The organism is Agromyces mariniharenae (genome assembly GCF_008122505.1).
Lineage (GTDB): Bacteria > Actinomycetota > Actinomycetes > Actinomycetales > Microbacteriaceae > Agromyces > Agromyces mariniharenae.
On record NZ_VSSB01000002.1, the window covers coordinates 499,091 to 510,962 of the forward strand.

Consider the following 11,872-nt stretch of genomic DNA (forward strand, 5'->3'; position numbering starts at 1 on the left):
GCCATGATGGAGGGGTGGATGACTCGACAGACCAGGTGCCGGCCGAACCGTCCCGCCACCGGGGAGACGAACAGCAGTTGATCGACCGACTCTGGGACTTCGGCGACCCCGCCGCGAGCGAGGAGCGGTTCCGCGAGGCGGCCGACGACGACTCGCATCCGGCGCACGTGCGCGCCGTGCTGTCGACCCAGCTCGCGCGGGCCATCGGCATCCAGGGCCGTGGCGACGAGGCGCTGGCGGTGCTCGACGAGGTGGCCGCCGCGGGCACCGCCCCCGACGAGCCGCAGCGCGACGCCGCCGAGGTGCGCGCCCGGGTCTCGATCGAGCGCGGGCGCATCCTCGCCGCCGCCGACCGCCGCGCCGAGGCCGTGCCCGAGCTCACGCGCGGCGTGCGGGAGGCGGCGCTCGCCGGCTCGAACTTCCTGGTGCTCGACGCGCTGCACATGCTCGCGCTCAACGACGCGGGCCATGAGGAGGAGTGGGCCGCCGAGGGCCTCGACGTGCTCGCCGGCTCGCGCGACCCGCGCGTGCTGCGCTGGGGCGTCGCCCTGCACAACAACCTGGGCTGGACGATGCACGACTCCGGTCGCGCCGAGGCGGCGCTCGCCGAGTTCCAGCAGGCCGTCGACGCGGCCGACCGCTACGGCACCACCGAACAGCAGCACGTCGCCCGCTGGTCGGTCGCCCGCTGCCTGCGCACGCTCGGCCGCACCGACGAGGCGCTCGAGCTCCAGCGCGAGCTGGCCCGGGCGCGCCCCGACGACCCGTACGTGCAGTCCGAGCTCGCGGAGCTCACGAAGGACGAGTCGGCGGGGGAGCCTACGATCGAGGCATGACGGCCGAAGGAGCGGATGCCGCGGGCGCCGGTCGGTTCACCCTCGACACCCGACTCTCCGGCGCGCTCGGCGGCCGCACCGCGCAGGCCGTCGAGCGGGCGTTCGGCTACCGCACGGTGGGCGAGCTGCTCGCGCACTACCCGCGCCGCTACGCGCTCCGCGGCGAGCTCACCGCCCTCGCGAGCCTCCCGCTCGACGAGAACGTCACGATCGTCGCCGAGGTGCTCGAGGTGCGCGTGCGCGAGATGCGCCAGCGCCGCGGGTCGATCCTCGAGGCGAAGATCTCCGACGGCACCGGCATCCTGACGCTCACCTTCTTCAACCAGAAGTGGCGCGAGAACGACCTTCGCCCGGGCCGTCGTGGCATCTTCGCGGGCAAGGTGGGCGACTACAAGGGCAACCGGCAGCTGGCGCATCCCGACTACGAGCTGTTCGACGACGCCGAGGTCGTCGCAACGGATGCCGCGAAGCGCTGGGTCGAGGCGCCCATCCCGATCTACCCGGCCACCGGCACCCTCGCGAGCTGGCAGCTCGCGAAGTCGGTCGCGCTGCTGCTCGACGGGCTCGGCCCCGTCGACGACCCGCTCCCCGAGCAGGTCCGCGGCGCCCGCTCGCTGCTCGACCACCGGCGCGCGCTCGAGCAGGTGCATCGGCCCGAGACCGAGGCCGAGTGGAAGGCCGCGCGCCGCACCCTGCGGTTCACCGAGGCGTTCGTGCTGCAGACCGCGCTGCTGCTGCGCCGGGCCGAGCTGCGCGAGCACTCCACGACCGCGCGGCCGCCGTCGCCCGAGGGCCTGCTCACGCGCTTCGACGCGTCGCTGCCGTTCACCCTCACCGACGACCAGCAGGAGGTGGGCGGCGAGATCGCCGACGACCTCGGCCAGCCGGTGCCGATGAACCGGCTGGTGCAGGGCGAGGTGGGCTCGGGCAAGACCCTCGTCGCGCTGCGCGCCATGCTCGCCGTCGCCGACTCGGGCGGGCAGTCGGCGCTCCTCGCACCCACCGAGGTGCTCGCGGCGCAGCACGTGCGGTCGATCGCGCGCATGCTCGGCCCCGAGCTGTCGGCGTCGCTGATGCCCACGCTGCTCACGGGCCAGCTGCCCACCGCCGAGCGCAAGAAGGCGCTGCTGCGGGCGGCCGCGGGCCAGTCCCGCATCGTCGTCGGCACGCACGCGCTCATCGGCGACGCCGTGTCGTTCGCCGACCTCGGGCTCGTCGTGGTCGACGAGCAGCACCGGTTCGGCGTCGACCAGCGCGAGGCGCTGCGCCTCAAGGGGCAGCATCCGCCGCACGTGCTCGTGCTCACGGCGACGCCCATCCCGCGCACGGTGGCCATGACGGTCTTCGGCGACCTCGACGTGTCCACGATCCGCGAGCTCCCCGCGGGCCGCGCGGGCATCGAGTCCTTCGTCGTGCCGCTCGCCGACCGTCCGGGGTGGCGGCCCCGGGTCTGGGAGCGGTTGGCCGAAGAGGTCGAGCTCGGCCGGCAGGGGTTCGTCGTCTGCCCGGCGATCGAGGCGAAGGTCGCGGAGGACGACGGCGAGCCGCTCGAGGGCGAGGTCGAGGGCGGGGCGCCCGCGGCATCCGTGACCTCGGTGCTCGCCGAGCTCGCGGCGCACCCGCGCTTCGCCGACAAGCGGGTCGCGCCCCTGCACGGCCGCATGAGCGCCGACGAGAAGGATGCCGCGATGCGGGCGTTCGCGGCGGGGGAGATCGACGTGCTCGTCGCCACGACCGTCATCGAGGTCGGCGTCGACGTGCCGAACGCGAGCGCGATGGTCGTCGTGGACGCCGACCGGTTCGGCGTCTCGCAGCTGCACCAGCTCCGCGGCCGGGTCGGCCGCGGGAGCGTGCCCGGCCTGTGCCTGCTCGTCACGAACGCGGAGGCCGGGTCGCTGGCCCGCCAGCGCGTCGAGGCCGTCGCGGCGACGCTCGACGGGTTCGAGCTTGCGCGCGTCGACCTCGAGCTGCGCCAGGAGGGCGATGTGCTCGGGGCGAGCCAGTCGGGCGGTCGCTCGTCGCTGAAGCTCCTGCGAGTGGTGCGCGACGGCGACGTCATCTCGGACTCCCGCGACCTCGCCGCCGAGGTGCTCGCCGAAGACCCCGGCCTGCGCCGGCACGCCGCGCTCGCGGCCGAGGTGCGCCGCCGGCTCGACGCCGAGACCAGCGGGTTCCTGAGCAAGGGCTGAGACTCTCCGACAGCGCTTCCAGCGCCGCGAGCGGGCACTACGCTGGTGCGTATGCAGCGGATCGCCGTCGTCCCAGGCTCGTTCGACCCCGTCACGCTCGGCCACCTCGACGTCATCGGGCGGGCCGCGGGGCTCTACGACGAGCTGCACGTCGTCGTGGTGCACAACCCCGACAAGACGGCGCTGCTGCCGATCGCGCAGCGGGTCGCGCTCATCGAGAAGTCGATCGCCGACGCCGGCATCGAGGGCCGCATCGTCGTGGCCTCGTGGAGCATGGGGCTCCTGGTCGACTACTGCACCGACGTGGGCGCCACGGTGCTCGTGAAGGGCATCCGCTCGCAGGTCGACGTCGCGTACGAGACGCCCATGGCGATCGTCAACCGGCACCTCGCGGGCGTCGAGACCGTGTTCCTCCTGCCCGACCCGGCCAACGCCCACGTGTCGAGCTCGCTCGTGCGCCAGGTCGCGGCGCTCGGCGGCGACGTCTCGCCGTACGTGCCACTCGTCGTGGCCGACTACCTGCAGGGGGCGGTGACGGCGTGAGCGAGGCGGCGGTCACCATGGGCGGTCCCGGCGACGCGGGTCGCGCGGACCTCCCGCTGGGCATCGACGAGGTCGGCTCGCTGGCGGCGAGCATCGTGCAGAACGTCGAGACCGTCATCGCCGGCAAGCGCGAGGCCATCACGGCCGCGCTCACCGTGCTGCTCGCCGAGGGGCACCTCCTCATCGAGGACGTCCCGGGCGTCGGCAAGACCATGCTCGCGAAGGCGCTGGCCCGGTCGGTCGACGCGAGCGTGAGCCGCATCCAGTTCACGCCCGACCTCCTCCCGAGCGACGTGACGGGCGTCAGCGTCTTCGACCAGTCGACCCGGCACTTCGAGTTCAAGCGCGGCCCCGTCTTCGCCAACCTCGTCATCGGCGACGAGATCAACCGCGCCAGCCCGAAGACCCAGTCGGCACTGCTCGAGTGCATGGAGGAGGGGCAGGTCACGGCCGACGGCACGACCTACGTGCTCGCGCAGCCGTTCACCGTCGTCGCGACGCAGAACCCGGTCGAGATGGAGGGCACCTACCCGCTCCCCGAGGCGCAGCGCGACCGGTTCATGGCCCGGGTCTCGATGGGGTACCCGTCGCCCGCCGACGAGATCGCGATGCTGTCCACGCGCGAGACCTCGAGCCCGCTCGACCGGCTCGAGCCGGTGGTGTCGCTCGCCGAGCTCCGCGACATGATCCAGGCCGTGCAGCACGTCTTCACGTCGCAGCCGGTCAAGGAGTACGCGGTGCAGCTCGCCCGAGCCACCCGCGAAGACCGGCAGCTCCGTCTCGGCGCGAGCCCCAGGGCCACGCTGCAGCTCATCCGCGCGGCCAAGGCGCACGCCGCCATGCACGGCCGCGACTTCGTGCTGCCCGACGACGTCGACGCGCTCGCGGTGCCGGTGCTCGCGCATCGCCTCGTGCCGACGAGCCGTGCCATCGGCGCGCACGACCGCGACAGCGGGCCGCTCATCGACGCCATCGTGCGCCGCATCGTGGGGGAGACGCCGGTTCCCGTCGGCAGTGCTCGAAGGAGCTGAACCGTGTCCCGCCCCCGCCCCGTCCGCGTCTCCGCCTGGCCGCGACTGACGAGGCGCGGTGGAGCGCTCGTGGCGGTGGGCGTGCTGCTGCTCGCGGTGTCGCTCTGGTTCGACCTGCGCGACGTCATGCTGCTCGCCTTCGTCGGCATCGCGATGCCGCTCGCGGCGGCCGTGTTCGTGCTCGTGCGCACCCCGCGCCTGGCCGTGACGCGCACGTTCGCCCCGCCGGTCGTGCCGGCCGGCGGCTGGACCCGGGTCTCGCTCGTCGTGAAGAACCGCGGGCGCCGCACCTTCGACGGCGCGCACTGGCGCGACACCACGCCCGACGGGATCCAGGCGCCGCCCGAGGCGATCCTCCCGGGCATCGGACCCTACGAGAGCGTGCTCCCGTCGGGCGACGACACCGTGCGCCTCGAGTACCGGGTGCGGATGCCGCGGCGCGGCGTCCCGAGCATCGGCCCGCTGCGCGTGGCCGTCTTCGACCCGTTCGGCCTCGCGCGCATCGACCGCGACGTCGGCACCGGGCACGAGCTCGTCGTGACGCCGCGGGTCACGGTGCTCGACGCCGCGCTGGGCAGCGCCGCGTCGATCGACGGCGTGGTGCACGGGCTGCAGCGGCGCACGCACCCGAACTCCGACGAGCTCATCGCCCGCGAGTACCGCTACGGCGACCCGCTCCGGCGCGTGCACTGGGCCGCGACCGCCCGGCGCGGCGAGCTCATGGTGCGCGAGGAGGAGCAGCGCGGCGACCCCGAGGCGCGCCTGCTGCTCGACACCACGCTCTCGGGCCGCCCGCGCGTGGCGTCGCTCCGCCGCGAGCACGACGACACCCCGCACTTCGGGTACGAGCTCGGCATCGAGCTCGCCGCGTCCATCGGCGTGCACCTGCTCGAGCGCGGCTTCCGGGTGCGGCTCACGCAGGTCGCCGATCCCGAGCGCGGCGTCACCACGGGGTCCGCCTACGACGGCGGCTACCGCATGCCGGGTGGCGACCGCACGCTGCTCGAGGACCTCGCGAGGCTCGAGGAGCCCGCACGCACGATCGCGCACGCCGGCACGGAGTCCGGGGCATCCGAGGGCCGGCCGCGTGCCCGCGAGGCGCGTGCGCCCGGCTTCGCCGTGCTCGTCGACCCCGACGAGCAGGAGGCGCGCAACCTGGTGGCCCTGCGCTCGTCGCTCGAACCGGCGATCGCCTTCGCCGTCGAGGGCGTCTCGCGTCGCGTGCTCGACGAGCTCGAGGAGGCCGACTGGCGCATCATCCGGCTGCGGCGCTCCGCCGACATCGGCGAGGCGTGGGCCGGCATCACGGCGGCCGCGCGGCGCAGCGGCACGCTCGACGCGAGCAGCGACGACGAGCCGGGCGGGGAGGTGGGCGATGGACGCTGACTCGGCACCCCTCACCCGCGCCCAGCGCCTCGCGCTCACCACCGCGTCGTTCCTGCTGCTCGCGGTGGCCACCATGGCGCTCGGGCCGCTGCTGTCGGGCAGCGGCTGGTGGTGGCTGTGCGCCTTCATCGCGGCGGGCACGCTCTTCTCGGGCTTCGGGCTCCGCGCCGTGCGCACGCCGCCGTCGCTCGTGCCCGTGCTCGAACTCGGCGTGCTCCTGCTCCTGCTCACCCTGCTGTTCGGCGGGGGCACGAGCATCGCACTGATCATCCCGACGCAGGGGACCTTCGAGACGTTCGGCGAGCTCTTCGTGGGCGCGCAGCGCACCATCGAGCAGCAGTCGGTGCCCGCCCTCACCGTGCCGCCGCTGTCGTTCGCGCTGGCCCTCGGGATCGGCCTGCTCGCCGTCGTCACCGACATCCTCGTGCAGACCGTGCGCATGCCGGCGCTCGCCGCCGCGCCCGCGCTCGTGCCGATCCTCATCCCGGGCTTCATCATCGAGGCGGGCGCCGAACTGCCGACGCTCGTGCTCACCGCCGCGGCGTACCTGCTGCTCCTGCGGGTCGACGTGCGCGTGCGCCGCCGCGCCCGGCTCACGGCGGGCGAGGACCCGGCGGGCCAGAGCACGGGGCAGGCCGCGACGGTGATCGCGCCGAAGCGCGTGCCCATCGTGTCGACGCTCGGCGCGTCGCTCGGGCTCGCGGCCGTGGGCCTGCTCGCGGCATCCGTGCTGGCGGCGTCGACGCCGAGCATCTCGACGAGCCTGCTCCTCGGCTCGCCGTCGCAGGGCACCCTCTTCGCGCGCGGCGTGAGCCCGTTCATCGACCTCGGACGCGACCTGCGCCGGCCCGAGGCCAGGGCCGCCTTCCACTACCTCGCACGCGACGGCGACCGGCCGTACTTCACCCTCCTCACGCTCGACCGGTTCGAGGGCGAGGTGTGGAGCGCGACCGAGCGCGCCGTCGACGGCGACAACACCGTCGACGCCATGCCGCGGCCCGACGGCCTCTCGCGCCGCGTGGCGGCGTCGGAGCATCCGATCGACGTCGTGATCGACGACGTGAGCACGACCTGGCTGCCGGTGCCGTACCCGACCGCGGCCATCGAGGGCCTCGACGGCTCGTGGTTCTGGGACGACGGTTCCCTGACGGTGCGCAGCGTCGACTCGAACACCGACGGGCAGCGCTACCGCGTGACGCGGCTCGAGGTCGAGCCGACGCCGGCGCAGCTGCGCGCCGCCGACAGCGTGCCGGCCCAGCTCGCCCCGTTCCTCGAGCTGCCCGACGATCTGCCCCAGCTCATCGCCGACACCGCGGCATCCGTCACCTCCGGCGCAGCCTCGCAGTACGACGCGGCCGTCGCGATCCAGGCGTACCTGCGCGGACCCGACTTCGACTACTCGACCGAGGCGCCCGTCGAGGAGGGCTACGACGGCGGCGGCTTCGATGTCATCGCCCGGTTCCTCGAGACGAAGGCCGGCTACTGCGTGCACTTCGCCTCGACCATGGCCGTGCTCGCCCGGCAGATCGGGATCCCGGCCCGCATCTCGATCGGCTACACGCAGGGCTCGCCCACCGAGGAGCGGGTCGACGGCGTGCAGCGCGTCGAGGTCGACTCGCACGACCTGCACTCCTGGCCCGAGCTGTACTTCGAGGGCGTCGGCTGGGTGCCGTTCGAGCCGACCCCGGGCAGAGGCCTCGTGCCCGACTACTCGCGCCCCAACGCGGGCGAGGAGCAGGGCCCGAACATCCCGAACGCCGCGACCTCGACGCCGGGCGCGAGCGGACGACCCGACCTCGACCCCGACCGCGGGCTCGCCGGACCCGGCGGCGGGCCGCTCGGCGCGGCCGGCGACCTCTGGCTGCGGGTCGGCGCGCTGCTGCTCGTCGCACTCGTGCTGCTGGTGACCCCCGCGGCGTTCCGCGCGAGCCAGCGGCTCAGTCGCATGGGTCGCATCCGGCGCGGCGAGCGACCGGCGGATGCCGCGTGGGACGAGCTCGTCGCCACGGCGCGCGACCTCGGCACCGGGCTCGGCGACGTCGAGACCGCGCGCGCCTTCGCGTCGCGCATGGCCGAACGACCGGCGTTCGCGGAGGACGCGGTCACCCGCGGAGCGCTGCTGCGCCTGCGCGACGGCGTGGAGCGCGAGCGGTACGGCCCGGTCGGCCGTACGGCGGCTCCCGGGATCGCGGAGGACATCGTCACGGCCAGGACCGCGCTGCTCGCCGACGCGACCGCGGGGGAGCGCGCGCGGGCCGTGTTCGCACCGCGATCGCTCTTCGAGCGGGCCCGCCGGATGCTCGGCGATCGGCTCGCGCCCGGGGCGTAGAATCGTCGATCGTGGCCACACAGCATTCGCCGTTCAGCGTGAACGTGCGCGACCTCGTGAACCGTCCCGGCGAGATGCGCGAGCAGCGCCTCGCGATCCCCGTCGCCCAGCAGATGGGCGAGGGCCTCGTCTCCGTGCGCGAGGGTTCGGAGCTCGACCTCGACGTCCGGCTCGAGTCCGTGCACGAGGGGATCCTCGTCACCGCCGAGGTCGACGCGGTCGCCGAAGGCGAGTGCGGGCGCTGCCTCATCGACATCGCCCTGCCCGTCGAAGTCGAGTTCCAGGAGCTTTTCGCGTATCATTCTGGGGAAGCTTTCGAGTATGAGGTTCAAGACGACCACGTGGATCTTGAATCGCTCATCCGAGATGCGGTGGTGCTGGCACTGCCGTTCCAGCCGGTGTGCCGGCCTGACTGCCCGGGTCTCGACCCCGTGACCGGGCTCCGACTGGCCGATCATCCGGAACTCGTCACCCCTGAGCAGCGCGACCCGAGGTGGGACGCGCTCGCGGGGTTCAAGGCTTCCGAAGACCAAGGCACGGATGTCGCATCCGAGGCCGACCAGCAGAGAGATTGAGAGAGAGTCATGGCTGTTCCCAAGCGGAAGAAGTCACGCGCCAACACCCACGCGCGCCGTTCGCAGTGGAAGGCCGAGGCCCCCACGCTCGTCAAGACCGTCGAGAACGGCAAGGTCACCTACAGCCTCCCGCACCGCGCGAAGGTCGTCGAGGACTCGGCGGGCACCCCGCTCTTCCTCGAGTACAAGGGCCGCAAGGTCGCCGACGTCTAGTCGGCCGCAGGCACGCCACCGACCGGTCGTGACGCGAACGGAGCAGGCAGGGCACGGAGATCGCACGCTCGACGAGCTGCAGCGCACGCTGCAGGTCGAGGTCGATCCGGCCCTCCTCCAGCTCGCGCTCACGCACCGGTCGTTCGCGTACGAGAACGGCGGCATCCCCACCAACGAGCGCCTCGAGTTCCTCGGCGACTCGATCCTGGGCCAGGCCGTCACGGTCAAGCTGTTCCGCGACCACCCCGAGCTCGACGAGGGCGAGCTGGCCAAGCGGCGTGCGAGCCTCGTCTCGAGTGCCGCGCTCGCCGAGGTCGGCCGGTCGATCGGCGTCGGTCCGTACATCCGCCTCGGTCGCGGCGAGACCATGACCGGCGGCGCCGACAAGCCGTCGATCCTCGCCGACACCGTCGAGGCGATCATCGGCGCGGTGTACCTCGACGCGGGCGGCGACGCGGCCACGGCGCTCGTGCTGCGCCTCGTCAGGCCGCTCCTCGCCGACCCCGACCGGTTCGGCGCGGCCATGGACCCGAAGACGAGCCTGCAGGAGATCGCCGCGCGACGCAGCGCGCCGCCGCCCGTCTACACGGTCACCGAGTCGGGTCCCGACCACAACAAGCACTTCGTCGCCACCGTGTCGGTCGGCGAGCTCGTGCAGGCGACCGGCGAGGGCTCCAGCAAGAAGCAGGCCGAGATGGCCGCCGCGCTCGAGGCCTGGACCGACCTGAACAGCCGCTGACGTGCCCGAGCTTCCCGAGGTCGAGGTCGTCCGCGCGGGGCTCGCGCCCGCGGTCACCGGCGCGCGCATCGCCGCCGTCGACGTGCTCGACACGCGCTCGCTGACCCGGCACGACGCGGCGTCCGGCGACTTCGAGGCGACCCTCACGGGCGCCCGCATCGAGGCCGCCGTGCGCCGCGGCAAGTTCCTCTGGCTGCCGATCTCGCCCGATCGAGCGATCGTCGGGCACCTCGGCATGAGCGGGCAGCTGCTGCTGCGCACGCCCGACCACCCGGGCGACGACCGGCACGCGCGCATCCGTCTGCACCTCGAGCATCCCGAGCACGGCGAGCTCCGCGTCGACTTCGTCGACCAGCGCACGTTCGGCTCGCTCGCGGTCGACCGGCTGGTGCCCACGGCCGACGGCGAGGTCGCCGGGTTCTCCGCCGGCGTGACGGGACCGTGGGCGCGCAGCATCCCGGCCCAGGTCGCGCACATCGCCCGCGACCCGCTCGACCCCGCGTTCGACGACCGCGCCTTCCTCGACGCGTTCGGCCGGCGCTCGTCGGGCGTGAAGCGCGTGCTGCTCGACCAGAACCTCGTGAGCGGCATCGGCAACATCTACGCCGACGAGTCGCTCTGGGCCGTGCGACTGCACGGCGAGCAGCCCGCATCGTCCATCCCGCGCCGTCGGGCCCGCGAGCTCCTCGCGGCGGTGCGCGAGGTGCTCGGCAAGGCGCTCGCCGAGGGCGGCACGAGCTTCGACGAGCAGTACGTCAACGTCAACGGAGCATCCGGCTACTTCGCCCACTCGCTCAACGCCTACGGGCGAGCCGGCCTGCCCTGCCCGCGCTGCGGCACGCCCATGGTGCGCGAGGCGTTCATGAACCGGTCGTCGCACCGGTGCCCGCGATGCCAGCGGCTCCGGATGCCGCGTCGGGCCGTCACCGGCTGAATCCCTCGCGCTGCCAGGCCGCCTCGAGGCCGCAGCGACGGAAGCCGAGCGCGATGTTGATCGCGAGCATGTGCTCGTTCTCGTCGGCGTTCCACGTGTAGACGACGTCGCGCTCGGGGGCCGCCTCGGCGAGCCGCACGAGGTTCGCGAGCTTGACGAGCATGCCGAGGCCGTGGCCGCGGTGCGCGCCGACCACGAGCGTGTCGTACTGGTAGGCGAAGGGCCTGTCGAGCGGGAGCAGGAGCTCCGTGTAGCCGGCGATCGCGCCGTCGTCGGTCACCGCGGCGGCGACGAGCACGCCCATGCCGCCGTCGAGCTGCTCCGACTCGTGCTCGCGCACGCGTGCGGCATCCCACCGCTCCTCGTCGATCGTGACGCCGCCCGCCGGCACGTCGAGGGCCATGCGGGCGCGCGCCGCGGCGTAGGCGTCGACGAGGCGCTCGGGGGTGCGGTCCGTCCAGAGCTCGAGCCGGTAGCCGAGGTCGGCCGCGCGGGTCGCGCGCCGAGCGAACTCCTCTCGGTATCCGTCGACGCGGCCCTCGACCGCGAGGCTGCTCACGCGCTCGAGCTGCTCGAGCGCGTAGCCGTGCGCGGCCGCGAACGCCGCGGCCGGTGCGGATGCCGCGAGCACCGCGTCACCGTCGGGTGCGCGCAGCACCGGCCCGTCGGGCGCCTCGCCGGTGTCGGGGTGATCGGAGTAGGCGACGACGATCGAGCGTCCGAGCCCGCGTGCGGTCTCCTCGGCGGCGGCGAGGAGCTGCGAGCCGACGCCGCGCCGCCGGTGCGCGGGCGCGACGCCGAGCGTGACCTCGATCGTGGCCGCGTCGTCGCCGCGCTCCCAGCCGATGCGGCTGCGACCCACGAGCGTCCTGCCGTCCCACGCGCCGAAGAGCCGCCGGCCGCGATGCACGTCGTTGCGGTGCAGCGCGTGCAGCTCGGCAGGCGTCTCGGCGAAGTGGTCGTGGCCCCAGTTCGCCCGCTCGAGCTCGAAGCCGAGTGCCGCGTAGGCCTCGAAGTCGGCGGCCTCGGGCGTGCCCAGCGCACGCGGGACCTCCACCGGTCGAACCTCGACGGTCATCGTCGCTCCTCACCTCGGC

At 73.8% G+C, this 11,872-nt stretch carries 11 protein-coding genes; 10 read left to right on the forward strand and 1 reads right to left on the reverse strand.

Annotated elements, in window-relative coordinates; genetic code table 11:
* Nucleotides 1-14: 14 nt before the first annotated feature.
* From FYC51_RS15610 to mutM, 10 genes are all read left to right on the forward strand, one after another.
* Entirely contained in the window at nucleotides 15-836 is an 822-nt protein-coding gene (locus FYC51_RS15610) for a tetratricopeptide repeat protein (protein ID WP_187432694.1), read from the forward strand.
* Nucleotides 833-3,025: an ATP-dependent DNA helicase RecG gene (locus tag FYC51_RS15615; protein WP_148734704.1), complete on the forward strand. Its 2,193-nt coding sequence runs from the start codon at nucleotides 833-835 to the stop codon at nucleotides 3,023-3,025. Before FYC51_RS15610 ends, FYC51_RS15615 begins: the two co-directional genes overlap by 4 nt.
* A 51-nt stretch (nucleotides 3,026-3,076) precedes the next feature.
* Nucleotides 3,077-3,568, forward strand: a complete 492-nt coding sequence (coaD, locus tag FYC51_RS15620; protein ID WP_148734705.1) for a pantetheine-phosphate adenylyltransferase — start codon at nucleotides 3,077-3,079, stop codon at nucleotides 3,566-3,568.
* 17 nt (nucleotides 3,569-3,585) lie between these two features.
* Nucleotides 3,586-4,599 carry an AAA family ATPase gene (locus tag FYC51_RS15625; protein ID WP_148735357.1) on the forward strand — a complete coding sequence of 338 codons (1,014 nt, stop codon included), beginning with the start codon at nucleotides 3,586-3,588 and terminating at the stop codon, nucleotides 4,597-4,599.
* Between the two features lie 3 nt (nucleotides 4,600-4,602).
* Entirely contained in the window at nucleotides 4,603-5,985 is a 1,383-nt protein-coding gene (locus FYC51_RS15630; RefSeq protein WP_148734706.1) for a DUF58 domain-containing protein, read from the forward strand.
* Nucleotides 5,975-8,314 carry a transglutaminase TgpA family protein gene (locus FYC51_RS15635; protein WP_148734707.1) on the forward strand — a complete coding sequence of 780 codons (2,340 nt, stop codon included), beginning with the start codon at nucleotides 5,975-5,977 and terminating at the stop codon, nucleotides 8,312-8,314. Before FYC51_RS15630 ends, FYC51_RS15635 begins: the two co-directional genes overlap by 11 nt.
* Before the next feature lie 74 nt (nucleotides 8,315-8,388).
* Nucleotides 8,389-8,889 (forward strand): YceD family protein, encoded by a 501-nt coding sequence (locus FYC51_RS15640; protein WP_148735358.1) that lies wholly within the window; start codon nucleotides 8,389-8,391, stop codon nucleotides 8,887-8,889.
* Between the two features lie 9 nt (nucleotides 8,890-8,898).
* Nucleotides 8,899-9,102: a 50S ribosomal protein L32 gene (rpmF, locus tag FYC51_RS15645; protein ID WP_055857210.1), complete on the forward strand. Its 204-nt coding sequence runs from the start codon at nucleotides 8,899-8,901 to the stop codon at nucleotides 9,100-9,102.
* A 28-nt stretch (nucleotides 9,103-9,130) separates the two neighbouring features.
* Nucleotides 9,131-9,841 (forward strand): ribonuclease III, encoded by a 711-nt coding sequence (gene rnc / locus FYC51_RS15650; RefSeq protein WP_148734708.1) that lies wholly within the window; start codon nucleotides 9,131-9,133, stop codon nucleotides 9,839-9,841.
* A gap of 1 nt (nucleotide 9,842) precedes the next feature.
* On the forward strand, nucleotides 9,843-10,775 hold the full coding sequence (gene mutM, locus FYC51_RS15655; protein WP_148734709.1) for a bifunctional DNA-formamidopyrimidine glycosylase/DNA-(apurinic or apyrimidinic site) lyase: 933 nt from the start codon (nucleotides 9,843-9,845) through the stop codon (nucleotides 10,773-10,775).
* Here mutM and FYC51_RS15660 read toward each other — a convergent pair.
* Complete coding sequence (locus tag FYC51_RS15660) at nucleotides 10,765-11,853, reverse strand: GNAT family N-acetyltransferase (RefSeq protein WP_148734710.1); 1,089 nt, start codon at nucleotides 11,851-11,853, stop codon at nucleotides 10,765-10,767. The genes mutM and FYC51_RS15660 overlap by 11 nt on opposite strands.
* Nucleotides 11,854-11,872 lie beyond the last annotated feature (19 nt).

Bases quoted from the DNA above. Each gene is read 5' to 3' on its own strand.
- FYC51_RS15615 (WP_148734704.1), top strand. From the start codon at position 833: ATGACGGCCGAAGGAGCGGATGCCGCGGGCGCCGGTCGGTTCACCCTC.
- FYC51_RS15625 (WP_148735357.1), top strand. From the start codon at position 3,586: ATGGGCGGTCCCGGCGACGCGGGTCGCGCGGACCTCCCGCTGGGCATC.
- rpmF (WP_055857210.1), top strand. From the start codon at position 8,899: ATGGCTGTTCCCAAGCGGAAGAAGTCACGCGCCAACACCCACGCGCGC.
- FYC51_RS15640 (WP_148735358.1), top strand. From the start codon at position 8,389: ATGCGCGAGCAGCGCCTCGCGATCCCCGTCGCCCAGCAGATGGGCGAG.
- coaD (WP_148734705.1), top strand. From the start codon at position 3,077: ATGCAGCGGATCGCCGTCGTCCCAGGCTCGTTCGACCCCGTCACGCTC.
- FYC51_RS15660 (WP_148734710.1), bottom strand. From the start codon at position 11,853: ATGACCGTCGAGGTTCGACCGGTGGAGGTCCCGCGTGCGCTGGGCACG.
- FYC51_RS15635 (WP_148734707.1), top strand. From the start codon at position 5,975: ATGGACGCTGACTCGGCACCCCTCACCCGCGCCCAGCGCCTCGCGCTC.